Consider the following 22,756-nt stretch of genomic DNA (forward strand, 5'->3'; position numbering starts at 1 on the left):
GGCTGTGTAAACAAGGGTAAAACGCCTTGCGAGCTATTTTTGTCGGAAGATAATGGGCGCAATAATTCTCTGTTTTTCCTGTTTTTAAAAACTTTTCCGGTGATTTTTCTTGGGCTTTTACCGTGTTTTGGCAATTTGTGTTCCACTGCTGGCCAGCTGTTCCTCTCAGCCCCTTGAGACTGTCGAGCCGCAGGATATTTTGTCTCTGCCGCAGACATTCAGCGCCTCGGGTACTGAGGCGGCCGATGTCCGGTGGTGGCGAGGGTTTGAAGATCCTCAGCTCGACCAGCTGGTAGAACTGTCTCTGCGGGATAATCCCAGCTTGCAGGCCAGCTATTGGCGCCTGCACCAAGCTGCGGCGGCGGCCCGTGGAGCCCGTTCAGGGCTGTTCCCCCGAGTGACGGCCCAGATAGAAAATACCGAGCAGCGCTACTCCTCTGGGGAATTTACCGACCCTTCCAACGAGGGTAACAGCTGGAGTACCCGTATCGCTGCCAGTTATGAGCTGGATCTCTGGGGACGCGTGCGCGCCGGAGCCAGCGCGGCTGAGGCAGGGCTTCAGGCCCAGCAGCAAAATCTACAGACCGCCGCTCTGAGCCTCGCGGCGGAAGTCTCCTCAACCTGGTTGCAGCTGTGCGAACAGTGGGGGCAGCACAACTTACTGCTGCAGCAGCTGGAAATTAATCGGAAGTCTCTCAGGGTGCTGGAGTCGCGTTTTGCACGCGGGGTCAGCGATGCCGCCGATGTGCTGCAGCAGCGCCAGTTGGTGCAGCGCTCTGAGCAGGAGCTGGAACAGACAGGCGCCGATATTGAAGTGCTGAAGGTGCAACTGGCCACTTTACTGGGCATCAATCCGGATCAGTTGACTGGATATATCCACAAAGAGGCGAGTCTGCCGTTTTTGCCGGCCCTGCCTGATACAGGCATCCCATCGCAACTGTTGCTACGGCGCCCAGATGTACGGGAAGCCCAGCGCAAGCTGGTGCAGGATTACCACCTGGCTGATCAGGCCTGGGCGGACAGGCTGCCCGTACTGAGTCTATCTGCTGTGGCCAGTAACGGTACCAGCCTCATCAGTGATATTACCGAGAACTGGCTGTTGGCTATCGCCGCCTCCCTGGAAGGGGTGATTTTCGATGGCGGTGCGCTCAGTTCCGCAAGGCAGCAACAGGATGCGGCTTTGCAGGAACGTTGGGCGCTATATCGAGAAACCGTGAATCAGGCACTGTCAGAAGTCGAGCAGGCCCTGATTCGCGAAGGTGCCTTGAATCGGGAACTCGAACACCTGCGAGAACGAAAGCGTTTATCCGACCTGATCGTGCAGCGGCGCAACCGTGCCTATACACGCGGTGCTGTCGATTTTCTCAATCTGCTGACGGCTACCACCGAACAGCAGAGCCTGGCTCGTGAAGTGTTGTCTGCCGAACGCCAGCTGCTGCAAAACCGAGTCACCTTATATCGCGCACTGTCCGGGGGGCTGCCGCAACAAGACCTGCCCGAACCGGAGCCCGTAGACCTGGAGTTGTACTTGGAGGGAAATAGTTGATGTTAAAGAAGTTCAATCCGCGCTCGCTCATACCTGTGGCTTTACTGGTGTTGGCGGCTGTGATTGCCGCCTGGATGCTGCGGGAGAAACCCACAGTCTCTCGTGGTGAGCGCAAGATGCCACCGCCGGCTGTGGATGTGGCGGTGGCGGAGCAAGGGAGTTTCCCCATGACTTTAAGCGCCCTGGGAAAAGTGACCGCGCGCGAATTGGCGGAGTTGCAGCCTTTGGTAGACGGACAGGTGGAATGGCTCGACTACGATCTGGGGCCGGGCGCGGTTCTACCCAAAGGTAAAGTGCTGCTGCGTATTGATTCTGAGCCCTACCAATTGGCCCTGAAATCCGCTCAGAGCACCCTCGCTGGCCGGCGTGCGGAGTTACAGCAGGAGTTGGGGCAGCAGCAGGTGGCACAGGAAGAGTACGAGCTGCTCGGCACTGCTCTGGGAGAAGCCGACCGCGCACTGGTATTGCGTGAACCCCAGAAAGCTGCAGCCGAAGCAGCCGTGCAGTCGGCGGAGGTCGAGGTGGCTCTGGCGCAGCGCAATCTGCGCCTGACCGAAGTGCGTGCTCCTTTTGACGCATTGGTGGTGGCGCGTAATGTGGATGTGGGGGATCGAGTATCCCCCGGGATTAATCTCTACAGTTTGGCCAGCGCTAGCCGCTTCCAGATTGCTGTTGAGGTACCTGCTAGCCAATTACACCGTCTGGATAGCGGCGATGTGGAAGTCCGCATTTATGGCAGTCAGTGGTCCGCCGGCAGTTTCCGCCATGGAGAGTTTGTTCGGGTGATACCGGTGCTTGAGGAGCAGGGGCGGCTGGCACGCGTACTGGTGGAATTGAAAGATCCTCTCTCTGTATTGGACCCCTCTCAGCCGCAGCTTTTGCTGAATGATTTGGCCAGGGTGGAAATTGTCTCACGAGCTGAGGAGGCGCTGGTGCGAATCCCCCTTACGGCCCTGCAAGATGACAACCTGGTTTGGGTAGTGCGCGACAATCGCACCAGTATCCAGCCGGTTGAGGTTGCCTATACCAGCGGCGATTTTGCTGTGCTCGATAAGGGGCTAAACGGTGGCGAAACACTGGTTACGACTCGCCTGATCACTGTTACTGAAGGTATGCCGGTGCGGATTGCCGCAGGCCCCCGTTCGGTCAAAGAGCTGCCCGCCGATGCTGCCGCTTCAGCCAGTGAGGCCCCAGGTGCCGGAGCGCGGCGCCGTGAAACTGGGGGTGACAATGACTGAGCGCAAAAGAAGTGATGCGACTATTGATACCCGCCAGGGCGCTATCGCCTGGATGGCGCGCAACCATGTAACCGCCAACCTGTTAATGTTGGTCCTGATTGTGGGCGGGCTGGTTTTCTCCCTGGTGGTGAAGAAAGAGGTTTTTCCTGAGTTCAGTCTGGATAGGGTGACGGTTTCCATTTCTTATCCCGGCGCCAGTCCGGAAGAGGTGGAGCGTGGTGTATTGGTGGCCGCCGAACAGGCGGTACAGGGTATTGTTGGCATTAAAGAGATGCGCGGTGCGGCCAACGAGGGTAGCGCTTCACTGATTCTGGAACTTGAGGGCGATGCGGATGCCAATTTGGTTTTTCAGAATATTCAGCAGGCCATTGATTCGGTGACCACCTTCCCCGGTGACATTGAGCGCCCACAGGTGAGTCTGGCCGAGCGCAAGCGCGACGTATTGGACCTGGTCCTGCATGGCAATCTGGATGATCGCAGTTTGCGCGCCCTGGCCATGCAGGTGTACGACAAACTGGAGGCGCACAGCGGTATCACCCAGTTGGAGGCCCAGGGCGTTCGAGATCTGGAAGTGGCCGTTGAGATACGCCGCGACGATTTGCGGCGCTATGGCCTGACTCTGACAGAAGTTGCCCAGGTGGTAAAAAACGCGGCGGTGGATATTCCCTCCGGCAGTGTTAAATCCAATGCCGGCGAAATCCTGGTTCGGGTTACCGAGCGGCGTGATTGGGCGCGCGAGTTCGGCAATGTGGTGGTGACCCGTGGCAGTGGCGGCGGCCCGGTGTATCTGCGTGATATCGCCAATATCAGCGATGCCCTCGAGGACGAGGCGCGCAATATGGTGTTTAACGGGGAGCCCGCCGTCAGTATCAAAATTTACCGCGTAGGTGAGCAGACACCGATGAGTGTCAGCGAGGCGGCGCGGGAAGTGATCGATGAGGTCAGAGCCAGCCTGCCGCCAGGAGTGACGCTGACCATTCGCGATGACGACTCGGAGATCTTTAAAGAGCGCCTCTCTCTGCTGTTGAAGAACGGATTTATCGGCCTGCTGCTGGTATTTGTGGTACTCGGTGCCTTCCTGGAATTGCGTCTGGCATTTTGGGTGACCCTCGGTATTCCCACCAGTTTCCTCGGTTCACTGCTGTTTCTGCCTGGGCTGGATATCTCAATCAGCATGGTGAGTATGTTCGCCTTTATTATCGCCCTGGGTATTGTGGTGGATGATGCCATTATCGCGGGGGAAAATATTCACGAATGGCGGCAGAAAGGTTATAGCAATATAGAGGCGGCTATTGCCGGTGCTCGCCAGGTAGCGGTACCACTGACCTTTGCCATCCTCACCAATATCGTCGCCTTCATTCCTTTAATGGAATTGCCCGGCTTTATGGGCAAGATTTTTGGCGTAATTCCTTTCGTGGTGGGCTCGGTATTTATCATCTCCTGGGTGGAGGCGCTGTTTATTTTGCCGGCGCACCTGGCCCATTCACGTCGGGGTTATAAGAGCCGGCGGGCCCGCCGCTTCGCCGCTCGACAAAAATTGTTGGCTCGTGGTCTGGACCGTTTTGTGCAGAGGCGTTTCCGTCCCTTTTTGAACCTTTGTGTAGCGCACCGCTACAGCACCATTGCCATCGCTATTGCCATCTTGTTGGTGATGGCGGGCTATGCGGCCAGCGGGCGTATGGGCTTTACCTTAATGCCGCGAGTGGAGCGGGATTCCGGACGTTTCGCGGTAACTTTCCCTACCGGTACCCCTCAACAGCAGTTGGAAAAAGCCAGGACGCAGATTATTGATGCGGCCGATAGAGTGCTCGAACAATATGATCGGGATCGGGTTTTCCTCGGTAGTCGTGGCCTGATCGGGGATGATGCGATTCAGGTGGATGCCTATTTTGTTGCGGCGGATCAGCGCAGTTTTTCTACCGGGGAGTTTGTACGTCAGTGGAGAAGGGAGGTGGGGCCGATAGCCGGTTCTCTCAGCGCAATTACTGCATCCGATCGCGGTGGGCCCGGTGCCGGTTCCTCTCTCACTGTAGAGCTCCGCCACACGGATACGGACATACTGGAACAGGCCGCATTACGCTTGGCTGGTGAGCTGGAGAAATTCCCTAATGTCAGCGACATCGATGCAGGTATTTCTCTTGGTAAAACCCAGCTCGACTTGACCCTGACGGAAACGGCCAAGAGCTTGGGCGTTTCTGCGGAGGAAATTGGCCGCCAGCTGCGTGCCTCCCTCTATGGGGCCGAAGCCTTGCGTCAACAACGCGGACGGGACCAGGTGAAGGTGATGGTGCGCCTGCCGGAAACTGAGCGGGTTACGATGGACGATATACACAATATGATGATCCGCGCCGGCAATGGCCAGTGGCTGCCACTTCTCGACCTGGTCGAAATTGAGCAGGGGCGGGCCTACGCCAAAATCAACCGTCGCGAAGGGCGTAGGGTGACTACGGTTACTGCTAATGTGGAGCCCAGCGATCAGGCGGCACTGGTGATTAACGAGCTGAATATCAGTGTGATGCCGCAACTGAAAGCGGAATTTCCCGGCCTCGGTATCTCCTATGAGGGACGTCAGGCGGATGAGCGTGAGGGGCTCGCCTCACTGGGGATGACATTTATGCTGGCGATGGCGGTGCTCTACCTGTTGCTGGCGATTCCGCTGAAGAGCTACATACAGCCATTAATTGTGATGATTGCCATTCCCTTCGGTGTGATCGGCGCGTTGCTCGGCCATTTGGGGATGGGCTATGGCCTCAGTATGGTGAGCCTGCTGGGTATGGTGGCGCTCGCCGGGGTGGTTATTAACGATACCCTGGTGATGATCGAATACAGCAACCGCTTGCGCAATGAGGGTGCTGATCTGGAAACTGCAATTAAGCGCGCAGCGGCGCGCCGTTTTCGCCCAATTGTGCTGACTACGGTTACCACTTTCTGCGGCCTGATGCCGATGATTTTTGAAACCTCGGTGCAGGCGCGCTTTATGATTCCGATGGCGATTTCCCTCGGCTACGGAATTCTCGCAGCTACAGCTATTTCTCTTTTGTTGGTTCCCTGCCTTTACCTGATGTTCGGAAAGGATATTCCCTTGTTGTTGGAGAAGGCGAAAGTAGCGATTAAATCCCTAGTCAGGCCTGCGCAGGTTTAATCCCTGCGCAGTTCGTCTTTGGTGGCGATAGGGTTGGGGAAATTCATCACCACGATATAAGAGGACACCAGGAAGGTCAGGATGGCGGTGGCCTGTATCAGGTGCGAAGCTTCGCTGCCGATTAGGTTCTGGCTAAAGGCGAGTAGGGCGATCAGTAGGGAGAATTCACTGATTTGCCCCAGGCGGAAGCCGATATCCCAGGCCAATATTTTGAGTTCGCTGTGGCCACCGAGTAGATAGCGGAATACCACCGGCTTGGCTAGCAGCACCACCACGGCAGTTACCAGTGCAGGAACCAGAATTTCCGGCAGCATTGACAGTTTGAACTGGGCGCCAAGGCTGAAGAAAAACAGGATCAAAAAGAAATCCCGCAGTGGTTTCAAATTGAGGGCTATGTACTGGGAAATCCGGCTGGCGGCGAGGGTGATGCCGGCGATAAATGCGCCAATCTCCCGTGACAGCCCCAGCGTTTCTGCCAGTTCCGCCATGCCCATGCACCAGCCCAGCGCCATCAAAAATACATACTCGTGAAAGCGGTCGAAACGGCTAAACAGTGGCAGCAACAGGTATTTCACCACTACCCAAGCAAACGCTACTAATAAGGGCAGGGCTCCGAAAGATAGGGCTACTTGTCCCAGATGCATATCCCCACTGCTGTCACTGAGCAGAATCATCAAGCAGACGATGGCGACAAAATCCTGAAACAGTAACAGGCCCACCATCAACTCCCCCAGCTTCTTGTGGTGTAGTACCGTGGTAGGCAATAACTTGATACCGATAATGGTGCTGGAAAACATCAAGGCCATACCGATCACCCAGCTCTCCATGGTGGTAAAGCCAAACAGCTGACCGATAGAAAAACCAATACCCAGGAAGATGGCGCAACTGATAATGCCAACAAAAGTGGCCTTGCGCAGCACCGAGACCAATGCCTGGGGCTGCATATCCAGCCCCAGCAGGAACAGCAGGAAAATGATGCCCACGTTGGACATATCTGAGAGCAGGCGCAGATTATCGATGACCGCAAGCCCAGATGGTCCCAGCAGTACACCCAGGGCGATATAGGCGACTAATAAGGGTTGGCGGCCGAAGAGTGCCAGGGTGGCAACTATCGCGGCGCCACTAAAAATGAGAAAGAAGGATTGGAAGAGGGAGCTGTCCGCCACAAGTCATCCTTGAAAGTGAGCGAGGTCTCATCATTATCCACAGATGGGCGAACAGCTAAACCCTTATCACTCCTGGTTTTCTGAGGGAATGGGCAGCTCAGTGGTGCTTTTGATCTGCTCCAGAGCGAAATTCGAAATGATATCGCTGATGCCTACGTGCCTGATCAACTCCTTGTAAAAGCGGTCATAGGCAGAAATATCGCTCACTACCACCCGCAGCAGGTAGTCGTAGTCCCCGGCCATTCGGTAACAATCCACCACCTCCGGTAGTTGTCCTACATGCTTTGAGAAGGCTTCTGCCCACTCCGGGGTATGCTGGTCGGTTTTTACCTGGGCGAACACCGAAACTGGCAGGCCCAGAATTTCCGCATTGAGCAGGGCGACCTTGCGGCGGATGATGCCGCTTTTTTCCAGCTTCTGCACCCGGCGCCAGCAAGGGGTCTTTGTGAGTCCCACACGCTCCGCCAGCTCCTCAATAGAAAGGCTGACGTCCGATTGCAGAATAGCGAGCAGGTGTCTATCAATCGCGTCAAGTGAGGACATAGTGCTACAGCGCTCCCTTGGCCTAGGGTCTTGTGTCCCTGTATCGAAGTAGAAGCCCTCACTGGCATTGCCCTGGCGGTGGTTTGATGTTCTGGGTGGTTAGAAGGCTGGCAGGTAGTTTGCCTCTTCCTTTTCCACCTGACGTAACGATAGGCTCATGGGAATTGCGCCGGTAGTGGAATTTTCCCCAAGTGCAACTTCAATGAGAGCACTTTGTGCAAATAGGAAGTGGATGCGGGTATTGAAAGGATATGGGAGAGAGAGTGCCGGGCGCTGCGGTAGCGCCCGGCAGATAACTTTTAGGCGGCATTCTTCGGCGGGAAGCGGGGCTCGAACAAACCAAGCTCAATGGCTTCGCGCACCATGGCCATCAGGTCAATTTCGGTAAGCTCCTGCAGCTGCTGCAAATTGTTCAGTACATAATAAACCGGCTGCACAATGTCGATACGATAAGGCGTGCGCAGTGCGTCGATGGCGCTGAAGTCGAAGCGCTCTGGTTCATTACTCAGTGCATAGAGAGTTTCCTTGGGAGAGGAAAGGATACCGCCTCCGTAAATACGCAGGCCGTCTTCGGTGCTGAGCAGACCGAACTCCACGGTGAACCAGTAGAGTCTCGCCAGATAAGCACGCTCTTTAGGGGAGGCTTTTAGACCTAACTGGCCATATTTCTCGGTAAAGTTGGCGAAGGCCGGGTTGGTGAGCATGGCGCAGTGGCCAAAAATTTCGTGGAAGATATCCGGTTCCTGTAGGTAGTCGAATTCCTCAGGGGTACGAATAAAAGTGGCAACAGGGAATTTGCGATCGGCGAGCAGGCCAAAAAAGGTTTCAAAGCCGATCAGAGCGGGTACACGTGCCACTTCCCAACCAGTCTCCCGGCGCAGTACAGAGGAGATTTCCTCAAGCTGGGGGATGCGATCGCGGGGCAGGTCGAGCAGCTCAAGGCCGTGCATATACTCATCACAAGCGCGACCGGGCAATACCTCCAGCTGGCGCTCTATCAGGCGCTGCCAGGTTTGATGTTCCAGCTCGGTGTACTCAATAAAGCCCTCGGCGTTGGGCTCTCGGGCCACGTACTGGGTGCTCTTCTTGGCTGCTTCTTTTTTCATGATTTTGTCTCCTGCGGCCTGCCAGTCTCTCCAAGTGTTGAAGGCTAGTGGCCCCGCCGCTGAATCCTTGTTGTTATGTGTCTCCTCTATTTTTAGTCAGAGGCCTGCATTTAGGGGAGGCTTAGCGTGGAGGTATTGCGCCCTCCAATACAAACCTCTTACACTTTTTGTAAAGAAAACTTTACAGGTGGGCTGGTGAGAGTCGAAATAACCTGCGCTAATCGTGTCGGTATTTTGCATGAAATTATGCAAATATTTGGCGAATATCGGATTAATGTAACCTCTGGGGAGCTGGGGGGGGACAGTGGAGATAAGGTCTACCTGTTGGCGCCAGGTATGCTCACAACCCAGTACCAGGCTATTGAGAAGTCTCTCTACCGTGTTCCCGGTGTCCAAAGGGTCAGGCGCATCTCGTTGCTACCCTTGGAACGGCGATATTTTGAACTGGATACCCTCTTACAGCACGTGACCGATCCAGTGCTCAGCGTGGACCATGCCGGCCGGGTTATTGCCGCTAACGTTGCTGCTGCGCGCGCCTTCGGGGTCAGTCTCGATCGGGTACCGGGTTTACAGTTACAGCGTTTTCTACCGTTGATGCAAGTGGCCGAGCTGCTGAGAGATTTTGCGGTGCCCCGTTTTGGGCTCCCAGTTGTGGTGCGGGGTCAAAATTTCCGAGTGGACTGGTCACCGATAGCCTTAGATAACACTGGTGATGTGGACTCTTTGGCCGGTGCCGTGTTGCGTATGCAACCTGCGGAGAAAAGTGAGTTTGCTGCAGGACTTCCACCCCCTGTGGCGCTGTGGGATTTTGATTTACGCCGGGAGACTTGCCTGCAACTGCAGGACCTCTCTGAATTGAATTCTCCTTTGCTGGTTTGTGGCGAGGCGGGGACCGGTAAAACTACTTTTGCCTGTGCGGTGCATTATTTATCATCCGCTGCTGCCCGTGCAGATTGCCACCGTATTGTGCCCCAGAATGGGAAAATGGAAATCCCCAGGCATCTGCGCTCAACTGGAACCTTAATTTTGGAGGATCTTCATCAGCTGGATGGCGAGGCCCAGCTGACAATCGCCCGCCGGTTGCGCGGCCTGCCACCTTCAATACGCTTAGTGGCCACTTGTTCCGAGCCTCGGTCATTGGTGCCGGCTCTAGCTCAGCACTTTAGTGCGCTCTCCTTGGTCTTGCCTCCTTTGCGTAATATGCGACCGGCGCTACCACGATTTGCTGAAACACTCTTACGACAGGAGTTCCCCGATCAGGAGGCGCCTGTTTTGCCAGTGGAGGTGCTCGAACTGATTCGCCGCCATGACTGGCCGCAAAACTTCAATGGTTTACGTGACTACCTGGCAGCTGCCCTGGGCAGCTGTAAACGTCGTGGCGCCAGCACAATAGATATTGAGGACCTTCCGGACTTAACCGTGCCGGCGAGTTTACCCTGGCGGGAATGGGGCAGGGGGCTCAGCTACAAAGAGATGATGGAGCAGCTGGAGCGATCATTACTCAGTGAATTGTTGGTGGGGCGCTCCTCTACTAGAGAGCTAGCCAAGGAGTTGGGCATTTCCCATACCGCTGTGGCCAACAAGCTGCGTAAATACGGCCTGTCGGCCCACAAAAAATAGGCGAGTTCAGCGTTCAATACGCCCCAACAGCATATCCTTAAACATCACAAAGTCCCCCATAAAACTATAAAAGGGGTACTTAAAAGTGGCAGGACGATTGTGTTCAAAAAAGAAATGCCCAATCCAGGCAAAACCATAACCAGCCAGCGGTGTAGCGGCAAACCACAGCATATTGCCTGTGCTGATCGCTGCGATCACGGTGGCAAATACGAGGCTGGTACCAATAAAGTGCAATCGTCGGCAGGTTAGATTGCTGTGCTCTTGCAGGTAGAATGGGTAAAAGTCGCGGAAAGATTCGAATTTTTGGGCTTCTATAGCAGCCATGCTATGCCTCCTTATTTTTATTGCTCCCGCAGTGTAAGGCCAATTCAATAGTCTTCCAAGCTGGGCGCATATCGGGAATATCTGTTAGTCTGCCGCAAAAATTTTCGGGGATGCACCCCGTATTAGTGAAACGAGGAAGTTATGGCAGGACCGCTCGCGCATCTCAAAGTACTCGATCTCAGTCGTATTCTTGCAGGCCCCTGGGCCGGACAGGTTTTCGCCGATTTTGGCGCCGAAGTGATTAAGGTGGAGCGCCCTGAGCGCGGTGATGACACTCGTCACTGGGGCCCTCCCTACCTCAAAGACGCCGAGGACAATGACACCGCCGATGCTGCGTATTACCTGAGTGCCAACCGCGGCAAGAAATCGGTCACTGTAGATATCACCACGGAAGCCGGCCAGGACTTGATTAAACAACTGGCTGCCCGCTGCGATATTCTTCTGGAGAACTACAAGGTAGGTGGCCTAAAAAAATACGGCCTGGATTATGAAGCTATCAAGGCCATTAATCCTGGAGTGATTTATTGTTCCATTACCGGCTTCGGTCAAACCGGCCCCTATAAAAACCGCGCCGGCTACGATGCCATGATTCAGGGGATGGGCGGATTGATGAGTATCACTGGTGTGCCCGAAGGGCAGCCAGGTGCCGGGCCGCAAAAAGTGGGGGTGGCCGTTGCCGACCTGATGACGGGCATGTATGCGGTTTCCTCGGTGCTTGCCGCCGTAGTGCACCGCCAGCAGACGGGAGTGGGGCAGCATATTGATCTGGCCCTGCTGGATACCCAGGTGTCCTGGCTTGCTAATCAGGCCCAGAACTACCTCACCTCGGGTAAAAGTCCCGAGCGCCAGGGCACAGGCCACCCCAATATCGTGCCTTACCAGGCTGTGCCCTCGCAAGACGGCTATTTTATGTTGGCGGTTGGCAACGACGACCAGTTCAAGCGTTTTTGTAAGATCGCGGGTATAGAACAGCTTGCAGAAAATCCCGCTTATGTCAGTAATTCCTCACGGGTAATAGCCCGCGATGAGCTGATCCCTCAAATTGAGAATGCCACCCGCAAGCAGAACTCTGCCTGGTGGTTGGAAAAACTCAGCGAAGCCCATGTGCCTTGTGGACCGATCAATACTCTCGAAGAGGTCTTTGCCGATCCACAGGTGCAAGCGCGAGGTATGGTGGTGGAGCAGGATCACCCACAAGCCGGCAAAGTAAAAACTGTTCGCAACCCGGTACTCTTTTCCGAATCTGCCCTCGATTACCAGCAGGCTCCACCGGTATTGGGTGAGCACACCGAAGAAGTGCTGCGCGAGTTACTGGGAAAAGATGAGCAGCAAATTAACCAACTGCGCCGCAACGGCGTCGTGTAGTTAATACCTGGGCCCGGCAAACATATTTTACCGGGCTTAAATCACAATATTGAGTCAGATTTAACTGGGGGGAGGCAAGGAAGCCCGGCTCTTAAGGCATGCTGTGAATAGATCGTGATAGGCTCGTAAACGGTTTATTTTTTGCCTATATCTTATGAAGGAAATAGCACAGGGAAGCGTTATGCAATTGGACCATTTCAATATCACTGCACCTTGGAGTCAGCTGCTGCAGTTGCGGGACTTCTATACAAAAGTCCTTGGCCTCACAGAGGGAGAGCGACCAAGCCTTAAAAACAACGGATTCTGGCTCTACGGTAATGGCAAACCGATTGTCCATCTCATGGAGGGAGAAGTCTCTGAACAACAAGCGACAAAGCCCTATTTGGACCATATGGCTTTCCTTACCGAGGATCTTCAACCGATAAAACAACAGTTGGATTCGTTGGGTGTTGCCAGCGAGCAAAGGGATGTACCGGGCCGTAATCTAAGGCAGTTGGTATTTTTTGATCCGGTGGGGATCAAGGTGGAAGTGAATGCGTTGGTTTAGGTGGTTAAAGACCCGCTAAAAGGCTTTATGTTACTGATCTGAGATGTTCAATCTGACATTGGAAGAGCTTATCAGTAGTTATCATCAGTCGGCTGGGAGCAACAGGTTTGTCAACGTTGTTGTCGCTCAGCATGATCAATTGGAAATTTATAGAGCTGTTGGTTTTAGACTTTTCCATTTCTGGATAAAGAGTATAGATATGGAAGTGACTTTGAAGGAGTATTGTAAAATAAATCCAGCAAAGCCACTCATTTCCACTTTTAGAGTATTAGGGTTTAACTAAAACTATTGGTGGTTACGGTAAGCTTCCTCGAGCAGATGCTGGAGGGGGAATTCCGCGGTGGGGAATTCGTTGCCGCGCTCGTCTTTTGCGAGTACATGAATGAAGTGTTCATCCCCTTCAGGACCAGAAGTTGTAGATATGTTGAGTTTGTATGGCGCAGCAAATTTAGCTTCATTGTTAGCCATAGGGATCGGGATATATAGCTTTGCTTCCCCGTTTCCAAACCATAGTGAATCAATAACGATGACACTCTCATGGTTGTTGTTTGGGTTCGCCGCTATCTTGTCGTTTAGTGATAATCTGAGCCTGTTCCCGTCGAGAGTAAGAATTTTAATATCAGTGACTTTTCCTGGGGTTACATCAACCAAGCGACCTCCGACATGAAATAATGGCTGTCCTTGGTTTCCTGGTTGATTTGCACCGATAAAACTCTCTGCTTCAGATACAAAGCCGTCAATGTAAATATTCTGATCGCTAGAATTTTGAAAATCTACACCATGCACTTCAATGTTGAGTTGGCGGTATACCCAGGTGTTGCCAACTGTGGCCCGGTGTAATCCATTAGTGGAGTTGAAATTCCTTACGGATAATTTGGACGCATTGGGGAAGTTTACATCTAGCGAGGTTATCACAGCGGGAGATGAAGGATCTGCTTGATCAATGATCAGTGTTGCAGAGTCGGCTCCATTTAAGTCGAGGCCTGGATACTGTAATGAGGCATTAGATGAAGTAATATCTTGAATTTCGTATTTGAAGGTTTTTGCTTGTGCTTCAAAGGCAAGGAACGCTGCAGAAATAGCTGCTACTAAGGTATATTTAGGAAACATATCAATCTACTGCTTAATAATTGTATTTTTTCATCAAGTGATGCTGAAGGTCTAAATAGTAAGGTTGTTGGCCTGCCCACTTGATGTGTTAAATGTCACACTTTGAAATAGTGTCTCTTGAAAGATGGACCTTAAGTCTTTAAGTGTGAAATAAGTTGTGAAAACTTTCAGTTTTTTCAAACGATTGATCGCTTGAGGCAAAATATCTGAATTAATTTATCCCTCCGTGATTAAAATTATCCGATAATTTGTGGAGAGCTTACAGTACGGTTTTAAATAAGTAAATAAAGCTGGCTTCAAGGTGTGCACTGTATTTGGTACTGTAATTCCATATTTGTTAGTCTTTTGCTCTTTTAAGGTTTAATAATGATTAGGTGAGCTTGTGTGAATATGCTTCGTTATATTGGCAGAGTAGAAACGTGTATGAATATTCATGCAAGTGAGTTTATTTTTACGGTGAGTGGGTTTAGGTAGGGTCTAGCAATGTGGCTACTATGAGGCCTGTCCGTGTTGGCTCACTTGTGGGTTTAAGCTGTTTCGATGGGCCTTCCATTACTCAGAGAGATTTTGAAGAAATGGCCGAGATGGATCCAGTTAGAATGTTAAAAGTTGACGCACCTGGCTACCCAGAAGTTGATTTTTAAATCACTGGCGGCGTTATTACTTTGGCATGGTAAGTAGCTAAGATTTTTCTTTGCAACTGTTCTATCACCAGCAATCTTTTTCATGTTTGGTATATATGCCTATAAAAAATCGTCAAAACCATATATGTAGGGTTAGTCCACGCTACTAGTATCTTGATACCCTCTATACCTTTCACAGGTAAGGCAATCCTACTTCCAATCACTTCTCATTCGCACATTTACCACTTCATCTGTACTATATCCGCGTTAAAAACAGCATGCAGTGTGACTGAGTCAATAATTCAGTTCACGCTGTCAGGATTGATAAGGAAAATAATGATGAAGCGTATTCCTGAGCCATTCCGGATTAAGATGGTTGAGCCGATCAAAATGACCACTTTGGCCGATAGAGAGAAGGCTCTGGCGGAAGCTGGTTTGAACCCTTTCTTACTGCGCAGTGATGATGTCTATATTGATCTGCTAACAGATTCTGGCACTGGGGCCATGAGCGATAACCAGTGGGCCGGTTTGATGTTGGGGGATGAGTCTTACGCAGGTAGCCGCAACTATTACAACTTGTGCCAAGCAGTGGAGCACTTTTTTGGTTATAAATTAACCGTTCCCGCCCACCAGGGCCGTGGTGCTGAACAGATCCTGTTTCCCGCTCTGATTGAGCGTATGCGCCAGGTACGTGGTGGTACTACACCAGTCTTTATCTCCAACTATCACTTCGATACCACCGCGGGCCATATTGAGTTGAATGGTGGCAAAGCGGTTAATGTGTTGGACAAGCGGGCCTTTGATACCTTAACGGCTTATGACTGGAAAGGTAATTTTGACCTGGATCTTTTGGTCGAGACCATTAAGGAGCATGGGGCGAATAATATTTGTGCAATTATCACCACGGTAACTTGCAATAGCTCGGGTGGCCAGCCAGTTTCCATGGCGAATATGCGCGCAGTATATGAGATAGCCGCGAAATACGATATTCCAGTAGTGATCGATTCGGCACGTTACTGTGAGAACGCCTACTTTATCAAGCAGCGCGAAGAAGGTTATCAGGACAAGTCGATCCTGGAGATTATTCGCGAGATGTATCAATACGGCGATATGCTGACCATGTCTGCCAAAAAAGATCCGATGGTGAATATTGGTGGCCTATGTTGTATCCGTGATCATGAGGAGCTTTTCCAGGCGGTGCGTACCCGCTGCGTACCTATGGAGGGCTTTGTAACCTACGGGGGCATGGCGGGGCGTGATATGGAAGCATTGGCGCGGGGTCTTTATGAGGCCGCCGATGAAAATTTCCTGCAATACCGCATCAGCCAAGTAGCCTACTTAGGTGAGCGTTTGCGCGAGGGTGGGGTGCCCATTCAGTCTCCAACTGGTGGCCATGCGGTGTTTGTCGATGCGGCTAAGATTCTGCCGCATATCCCACCAGAGCAATTCCCCGCACAAGTTTTAACTAACGCGCTGTATCTGGAAGCGGGTATCCGTGCGGTGGAAATTGGCTCCTTATTGTTGGGGCGTGACCCGGAAACCGGTGAACAGAAGAAGGCGGATTTGGAATTGATGCGCCTGACGATTCCGCGTCGTGTATATACCAATGATCATATGGACTATATCGCTGATGCGATTATAGAGCTGCAGAATCGAGCACATGAATTGAAGGGGCTGACCTTTGAATATGAGCCGCCAGTGTTGCGACACTTTACGGCTAGATTTAAGTCTCTGTAAGTAATGGATGGCTCAGGAAATTTCTTTTAGTTTTTTCTGCTGGGTCATTTACCTCCCTAAAAGGGCCCTTCGTGGGCCTTTTTTTGTTTTTGTCTGAAGTTCTGATCTGCTACTACGCGCTGGCTTTTTCTTTCCCTGTCCGTTGGCGATAAATGTACCCAGGTGCTAAAGGCTGCTCCCCAGTTTTCTAATGAGCCAAGGGCTCCTGGAATGACGGGGCAGTCTGGCAGTACTTTTTGTGTGAGTGCCGCGGAGAGACCCTTTAGTTTGTGACTTATTAGTCTGGTTTTTATCTTGTATTCTCGGCAAATATCCAATTTAATTAATCAATCGATTAATTAAATTGGATATCAAGTTGACTAACACCACACCCAGTCGTGGCCGTGGACGGCCCAGGGACCCAGAGCGTGAAAGGCAGGTACGTGAGTCCCTGATGCAATCTGCCCATAGACTTCTTCGTGAGAAAGCGTTTCGAGATATCTCAATTCGCGAGATCGCTCAGGGTGCTGGGGTAAATTCCGCCATGATCAGCTATCACTTTGACGGTAAAGAAGGGCTGATTATCGAGGTTATACGCGGTCAGTTTATGCAGAGTGGCCCGGCATTTCTCACTATGAGTCTGGGGGATAAGGAGCCCAGTCTAGAAACCCTGAGGGATGCAATGGCTCGTATTATCCGCCTTTATATCCGTGAGCCCTGGATACCCCGTTTTATTGTGGGGGAGGTGGCCTCCAAGCCTGGTCGAATGCGCGATTTATTCACCGATAGACTGGCATCTGTACTGGGCCCTATGTTGCGGGAGCTCTTACAGGCACTTCAATGCGCCGGCCACCTACGTCCAGATTTAGATATTAATCTTATGCCGATTTCTTTTGTCAGTTTGGTTGCATTCCCCTTTATCGCGGGGGATCCCTTCAAGGAGATTTTCTCTTTTAGGTTGGATGAAGAAACCAGCGATAAGTGGATTGACCACACCGTTAAGTTGCTGCTCCATGGAGTGGCCAACAACGCTATAGCCGAGTAACAGTCGAATATTGGGAGATTGGTGGTGATGAAAAAGGTCCAGCTACAGAAACTGATGAATCGCCGCCTGACGCTTCCTATTCTTGTTGCCGTTGGTATTTCTCTTTCAATGGCATTGGTCATGAGTAAGAGCCCGCCCAACCACGATGTGCGGGATGCATTGATCACCCCGGTAAATGTTGTGTTGGTGCAAGAGCTGCCGCTACGTGCCCAAGCAGTAGCTTACGGTGAAGTGAAACCCAGCACCTTTCTTGAAGCCAATGCTGAGGTGAGTGGTCGGATAGTCTACACGGCGCCGGAGTTAGAGAGTGGAAATATTATTCCTGCCGGCACCCTGGTATTGAAAATTGATGACACTAGCTACCAATTAGCCTTGGCGCGGGCTGAAAGTGATTTGGCAGCTAACCGTGCTAATTTGCAGGAACTCAAGGTGGAGGAGGTCAATAGCCAACGCTCTTTGGAGATTGCCGAACGTACGTTGAAGCTGGGTGAGAAAGAGTTAGAGCGCAAGCAAATGTTAGTGGCCAAGGGCACGGTTTCTCGCTCAAGTGTGGATGTCGAAGAGCAAAATGTACTGCGCCTGCGTCAGGAAGTGCAAAACCAAACCAGTCAGCTCTCCTTATTTCCAACGCGCCGCAAGGTAATCGAGGCCCAGATTGCGCGCTCTGAGGCTCAAGTGCGCGATAGTAAATACAGTCTGGAGCGTACCCAGGTAACCTTACCCTTCGATGCGCGTATTGGTGAGGTCCATGTAGAGGAAAATCAATATGTGGCAGGCAATGCGCGCTTATTCGATGCCAGTGGTCTGGATCAAGTGGAAATTGCAGCTGAGCTTCCCATGCTTCATGTGGCGCCACTGTTGCGTAATCTCAGGCCAGGCAGTGACCTTGTGCCAGCGCCAGAAGAGCTTCCCAAAATACTATTGGGCTTGGAGGCGCGCATCACTCTGGTTGGTGGGCCTGGAGACAATGAGTGGAAGGGCCAGGTCGTACGTCTGGGAGGGGCCCTCGATAGTACCAGTCGTACGCTTTCAGTAATGGTTGCCGTAGACGACCCCTATGGCGAAGCCCTCGCCGGAAAAAAGCCGCCGCTGTTTCGAGGCATGTATGCTCGTGTTGAATTAATAGCACCCTCCGCTCCAGCCCTAGCCATTCCCCGCCGGGCCTTGCATGAGGGTAGGGTGTATCTGGTGGAGGATGGCAAGTTACGCCTGCGGCAGGTGCAGGTGGATTACCATCAGGGCGATACTACGGTAATTCGTGCAGGCTTGTTGCCCGGTGAGCAGGTTATTGTCACCGATGTGATACCGGCGATTGATGGTATGGACGTGTCTGTGAGCAGCGGCCAGCAGGCCGTGGTGGTGAATACTGGAGGTACACTGCAGTGATTCGTTTTTTTGCCGCACACCCCACCGCAGCGAACCTGTTAATGGTTGCACTCATGTTGAGCGGACTGTTTGTCCTACCCAGTATGAAGCGCGAAACCATGCCGGAAATCGATAAATTCGAAGTGCAGGTTTCCGTCCCCTATGCCGGTGCCGCCGCTGCTGAGGTCGAAGACAGTATTTGCCTTCCTTTGGAGGAGGCCACTGACGGTATCAGCTTTATTGATGAACGCTTGTGTGAAGCTAAGGATAATCTCGGGCTGATGACCCTGAAAATGCAGGAAGCTGGAGATATGAACCAGTTTGTTGCGGATGTGGAGTCTGCGGTTGATAGCATTGGTTCGCTGCCAGCAGAGAGCGAGCGCCCGGTAGTCAAGGAAATGGGGCGCACTCAAGGCGTTGTCAGTATTGCTATCAGTGCCGATCTGCCATTGCCACAATTGAATCAATTGGCGGAACACTATCGCCGCGAATTACTGCGTGACCCAGCCATCCCTATAGTGCGTATCTCGGGCTTCTCAGATCATCAGCTGCAGATCGAAATATCCGATTACAACCTGCGCCAGTACGGGCTCAGTGTGATGGAGTTGGCCAATATTATTGATCAGCAAGCCATTGATATGCCTGCCGGCAAGGTATCCACACCTGATCGTGAATATCAGCTGCGTTTTACTGAAGAGCGCCGTAACGTAGAAGAGTTGGAAAATCTTGTAGTCCTTAAAGGCGAAGATGGTGCCGAAGTGCGCCTTGGCGATATCGCGAAAATTTATGATGGCTTTGAGCTGGCGGAGGACAAGATTATTTTCGATGGTCATCGCGCAGCCTTGCTCAATGTAGAAAAAAACAGTGTGGATGATAGCCTGCGTGTACTGGAAGCTGTGCGTGCTTTTGTCGATCGTGAAAGTGCGAAGTTGCCCGAGGGGATCAAGCTAACCCTTACCCAAGACAGCGCCTCCATCGTTGCCGATCGATTGCAAATGATTATCTCCAATGCCTGGCAGGGCCTGATTCTGGTCGCCCTAGCGCTATATCTTTTCTTTAGTGGTCGCTATGTATTCTGGGTAGTGATGGGACTGCCGGTATCCTTTCTAGGCTCCTTTGCCCTGATCACCGCCATGGGCGTATCCATCAATATGATCAGCTTGGTAGGTTTACTAATTGCTATCGGTATTTTGATGGACGATGCCATAGTACTTTCAGAAAGTATTGCCAGCGAACATCGCGATGGTCGCTCCCCGTTAGAGGCTGTAGTGATTGGGACCAAGCGCGTTGCCCGTGGAGTCCTGTCTTCTTTTGCAACCACAGTGATGGTATTTGGTGGGCTGATCTGTATTAAAGGGGATATGGGGCAGGTGCTTAAAGTGCTGCCGATTGTCCTGATTTCAGTATTAATTGTTAGCTTGTTAGAAGCCTTCTTAATTTTGCCTGCACACTTGCGCCATGCGCTTGAACACAAAAGCCGAACACCCGCTTGGAAGAAGGCTTTTGCCAAACGCTTTGAAGGCTGGCGTGAGAGTGTGGGGCGTGCGGCAGATTGGGCTGTTAAATACCGTTACGCCTTTGTTGGTGGGGTGCTCGGTCTATTCTTCTTGACTGTAAGTTTGTTGCCGGCTGGGATTGTGAAGTTTCAGGGGTTTCCAACTTTGGAGGGCGATCTGCTGCAAGCTCGCATCCTAATGCCTCAGGGTACCTCCTTGCAGAATATGGAAAAACTGGTCGATAAACAGTTAGATGCTCTTGATTTAGTAGCCGCTGAATTTTCTGAAAGGGAAAGCGCTCCTCTCGTCAATCACGCAAGTGTAACCTTTGGTGTCAATGGCGATGCCTTTGAAACTGGACCCCATGTGGCAACGATTAATGTCGACTTACTGGCTGCGGAAGGGCGTAAAACCAGTTTGGATGAATTGCGCCATGCTTGGCGTGAGGCTGCAGGTGAAACCCCTGGTGCGATCGCGATTCTTTATAAAGAACCAGCCTTAGGTCCCGCGGGCCGTGCTATTCACATACGCATCAGCGGACTGGAGCTGGATCAGCTGAAAGAGGTTTCTATTCGCTTGCAGAATTGGCTGCGAGGATACGACGGTGTAGTGAATGTGGTGGATGACCTACGTCCAGGCAAGCCGCAATTAAACATAAAAATGCGTGAGGGTGCCTACGCATCTGGCCTGGATGCCAGTAATGTTGCCAACCAGTTACGTGCGGCTTATCAAGGAATGGAGATTGATGAGATTCAGTACCGGGGAGAAACCTATGAGATCCAAGTGCGTATGGATGCGGATTCCCGTGGAGCCCTGAGCCGTTTTGATGAACTGGTCATTATCCATCCTGTTACCAAGCAGCGCGTCCCCTTGATTGCCATTGCCGATGTTGAGATGAATCGTGATTACGCACGGGTTCAGCGAATAGATGGTGAACGAGTAGTAAGTGTATTTGCCGACGTCTTTACTGAGAAAGCTAATGCGGGCCAGGTGCTTGGGGATACCCAAGAGAAATTCCTCGCTGAACTTAAAAAAGAATTTCCCGGTCTTCGTGTCGATATGCAGGGAGAGATTAAGAACAGTGAAGTCACAGGTAAGTCCATCGGCAGCGCCTTGTTGGTCGGTGCTATTGGTATCTACCTGATATTATCTTTACAATTTCGCAGCTATGTAGAGCCCTTAATTGTATTGGTCGCCATTCCACTAGCGTTGATCGGCGTTATCTGGGGCCACCTAATTATGGGGCAGAATATGTCTATGCCAAGTATGATGGGCTTTGTCTCTCTCGCCGGTATTGTGGTGAATGACTCCATCCTATTGGTGGAATTTGTAAAGCGGCGTGTACGCGAGGGTATGGATGTTCATAGCGCTGCAAGCCAAGCCAGTCGCGACCGCTTCCGCGCAATCTTCTTGACCTCCCTTACAACGATCGCTGGTCTTTTGCCCCTACTGTTTGAAACAAGCTTGCAAGCCCAGGTTTTGGTACCCCTGGTAACCAGTATTGTATTTGGAATCAGTAGCTCAACGGTGTTGATCCTTTTGTTGCTGCCGGCGCTTTATGGAATTTTGGAGGACTTTGGGTTTACGGAACCTCAAGAGGAAGTTGAGGGGAGGGAGCTATCTGGGGACGGAGTACTTGCTACCGGGTAAGAAAAAAGTGAGTCGACGCTTTCTAAATTCTAACATTGAGGTAGTCATTTGGTATTGGTGCACTTTTTAATTAGTGTTAGAGAGTGCTTTCTTGTTATCGATGCATTTCAGACTTTAAACTCTTTTATCTTCTTCGAAGTTATAAGGCTAGTTTTGTGCTCTTTAGCTTGTTACATTTTTCAAGTGATAAAGATTCTGTTTAGGTTGTTAGGCTAAAATTCAACAAGAAAGCGTCCAATTCTCTGTTTGACAAATCCGAAAGTGTTTGCAAAGGATAAGAGCATTTTGAATTTTACTCTTTGCTGCCAATTTACTCCGGCCGTCATCGCACGGCCTTCTTCGGTGACTCGTATCGCTTCGGCGCCTTCTTTATGACGGAGGGAAGAATAACCCTCAACAGTTCCCTCGACAATTCTTCTAGCTAATTCTGCTGCGTCAGCGATACCTAAGTTCATGCCTCTCCCTCCTGCCGGGGCATGGCAGTGTGCCGCGTCTCCAGCTAAGTGAATATTAGCTTTGGAGTAGGTATCCGTCTGGCGAATCGAGATGCGAAAGGTGCCTTTTCGATGGAGCTTAATGACATCTATTGGTAAGGGCAAGGCTGCCAAGGCGTCTTCGTGGCTTGCTACGAGTCGATAGCGAATAGCTCCCATTGGCGCAACAACAACCACTATTCCAGGTGAGACTTGAACTAATGTTATTTTTCCCGGGTGTCGCCAATTTCTAACATCGACATCGGCGATTGACCAAAGTTGATTGAGGTCAGTACCTGGGTATCTGATGTTAGATAATTCTCTAACAGCGCTTTTAATGCCATCGGCCCCTATAACTGTATCGAAATTTTCTTCTGATCCATCTGAAAATATAGAAAGAACGCTTTCTCCATTGTCCTTGAGATCGTTTAACTTTAAATTATATTTAATTGAGCCTCCCAGGTTTTTAAATACATCAACCATTATCGATTCGGTTCTATCTTGGGGTAATCCTAGAATTGTTGGAAAAAATGTATGCTCAGAATGGAGAGGCATTTCTAATACCAATGAGCTATTTCTATAAATTCGTAATCCATCCATTTCTACTCCTTCCTTTATTAGTCGTTCTGAAACTCCGGATGGTGAGAGTAGTTGGAGACTTTTTGGTGTTATGCCCACTGC

16 protein-coding genes are annotated in these 22,756 nt (G+C 51.5%); 10 read left to right on the forward strand and 6 right to left on the reverse strand.

The annotated features are described in order from the left end of the window. The first annotated feature begins 109 nt into the window (after positions 1-109). The 3 genes from ACJJIJ_RS06485 to ACJJIJ_RS06495 are packed head-to-tail and all read left to right on the forward strand — an operon-like array spanning position 110 to position 5,926. Entirely contained in the window at positions 110-1,546 is a 1,437-nt protein-coding gene (locus ACJJIJ_RS06485; RefSeq protein WP_444938988.1) for an efflux transporter outer membrane subunit, read from the forward strand. After that, positions 1,546-2,784 carry an efflux RND transporter periplasmic adaptor subunit gene (locus tag ACJJIJ_RS06490; RefSeq protein WP_444938989.1) on the forward strand — a complete coding sequence of 413 codons (1,239 nt, stop codon included), beginning with the start codon at positions 1,546-1,548 and terminating at the stop codon, positions 2,782-2,784. The genes ACJJIJ_RS06485 and ACJJIJ_RS06490 overlap by 1 nt, the downstream gene beginning before the upstream one ends. Continuing rightward, a complete protein-coding gene (locus tag ACJJIJ_RS06495) occupies positions 2,777-5,926 on the forward strand; it encodes an efflux RND transporter permease subunit (protein ID WP_444938990.1) in 3,150 nt (1,049 codons plus the stop codon). Before ACJJIJ_RS06490 ends, ACJJIJ_RS06495 begins: the two co-directional genes overlap by 8 nt. On the opposite strand, the gene ACJJIJ_RS06500 is transcribed toward ACJJIJ_RS06495, so the two are convergent. The 3 genes from ACJJIJ_RS06500 to phhA form a co-directional block, all read right to left on the reverse strand. Next, on the reverse strand, positions 5,923-7,092 hold the full coding sequence (locus ACJJIJ_RS06500; protein WP_252085748.1) for a cation:proton antiporter domain-containing protein: 1,170 nt from the start codon (positions 7,090-7,092) through the stop codon (positions 5,923-5,925). The genes ACJJIJ_RS06495 and ACJJIJ_RS06500 overlap by 4 nt on opposite strands. A 66-nt stretch (positions 7,093-7,158) precedes the next feature. Continuing rightward, positions 7,159-7,635 carry an Lrp/AsnC family transcriptional regulator gene (locus ACJJIJ_RS06505; RefSeq protein ID WP_252085749.1) on the reverse strand — a complete coding sequence of 159 codons (477 nt, stop codon included), beginning with the start codon at positions 7,633-7,635 and terminating at the stop codon, positions 7,159-7,161. A gap of 299 nt (positions 7,636-7,934) precedes the next feature. Continuing rightward, complete coding sequence (gene phhA / locus ACJJIJ_RS06510; RefSeq protein ID WP_252085750.1) at positions 7,935-8,741, reverse strand: phenylalanine 4-monooxygenase; 807 nt, start codon at positions 8,739-8,741, stop codon at positions 7,935-7,937. Between the two features lie 195 nt (positions 8,742-8,936). Between phhA and ACJJIJ_RS06515 the strand changes: the two genes are divergently transcribed. Then, entirely contained in the window at positions 8,937-10,361 is a 1,425-nt protein-coding gene (locus ACJJIJ_RS06515; RefSeq protein WP_444938991.1) for a TyrR/PhhR family helix-turn-helix DNA-binding protein, read from the forward strand. A gap of 6 nt (positions 10,362-10,367) precedes the next feature. Here the strand turns inward: ACJJIJ_RS06515 and ACJJIJ_RS06520 are convergent, their stop codons facing one another. After that, entirely contained in the window at positions 10,368-10,685 is a 318-nt protein-coding gene (locus ACJJIJ_RS06520) for an Mpo1-like protein (RefSeq protein WP_252085752.1), read from the reverse strand. A gap of 141 nt (positions 10,686-10,826) precedes the next feature. Here ACJJIJ_RS06520 and ACJJIJ_RS06525 point away from each other — a divergent pair, with 141 nt between their 5' ends. Beyond that, positions 10,827-12,050: a CaiB/BaiF CoA transferase family protein gene (locus tag ACJJIJ_RS06525; protein ID WP_444938992.1), complete on the forward strand. Its 1,224-nt coding sequence runs from the start codon at positions 10,827-10,829 to the stop codon at positions 12,048-12,050. Between the two features lie 181 nt (positions 12,051-12,231). Then, positions 12,232-12,597, forward strand: a complete 366-nt coding sequence (locus ACJJIJ_RS06530) for a VOC family protein (RefSeq protein ID WP_444900876.1) — start codon at positions 12,232-12,234, stop codon at positions 12,595-12,597. A 285-nt stretch (positions 12,598-12,882) separates the two neighbouring features. Here the strand turns inward: ACJJIJ_RS06530 and ACJJIJ_RS06535 are convergent, their stop codons facing one another. Further along, positions 12,883-13,707, reverse strand: coding sequence for a hypothetical protein (locus ACJJIJ_RS06535; RefSeq protein ID WP_444938993.1), 825 nt, complete (start codon positions 13,705-13,707; stop codon positions 12,883-12,885). Between the two features lie 959 nt (positions 13,708-14,666). On the opposite strand from ACJJIJ_RS06535, the gene ACJJIJ_RS06540 reads away from it, so the two are divergent. The 4 genes from ACJJIJ_RS06540 to ACJJIJ_RS06555 all read left to right on the forward strand — a co-directional run bounded on the left by ACJJIJ_RS06540 (position 14,667) and on the right by ACJJIJ_RS06555 (position 21,602). Continuing rightward, positions 14,667-16,067, forward strand: a complete 1,401-nt coding sequence (locus ACJJIJ_RS06540) for a tryptophanase (RefSeq protein WP_444938994.1) — start codon at positions 14,667-14,669, stop codon at positions 16,065-16,067. 355 nt (positions 16,068-16,422) lie between these two features. Further along, positions 16,423-17,091 (forward strand): TetR/AcrR family transcriptional regulator, encoded by a 669-nt coding sequence (locus ACJJIJ_RS06545; RefSeq protein WP_444885096.1) that lies wholly within the window; start codon positions 16,423-16,425, stop codon positions 17,089-17,091. Positions 17,092-17,118: 27 nt separating this feature from the next. Next, positions 17,119-18,477, forward strand: a complete 1,359-nt coding sequence (locus ACJJIJ_RS06550) for an efflux RND transporter periplasmic adaptor subunit (protein WP_444938995.1) — start codon at positions 17,119-17,121, stop codon at positions 18,475-18,477. Then, positions 18,474-21,602, forward strand: a complete 3,129-nt coding sequence (locus ACJJIJ_RS06555) for an efflux RND transporter permease subunit (RefSeq protein WP_444938996.1) — start codon at positions 18,474-18,476, stop codon at positions 21,600-21,602. The genes ACJJIJ_RS06550 and ACJJIJ_RS06555 overlap by 4 nt, the downstream gene beginning before the upstream one ends. A gap of 212 nt (positions 21,603-21,814) precedes the next feature. On the opposite strand, the gene ACJJIJ_RS06560 is transcribed toward ACJJIJ_RS06555, so the two are convergent. Further along, entirely contained in the window at positions 21,815-22,753 is a 939-nt protein-coding gene (locus tag ACJJIJ_RS06560) for an FAD-dependent oxidoreductase (RefSeq protein ID WP_444938997.1), read from the reverse strand. Positions 22,754-22,756: the final 3 nt, after the last annotated feature.

This window comes from Microbulbifer mixtoriginis (SeqCode) (genome assembly GCF_052467945.1).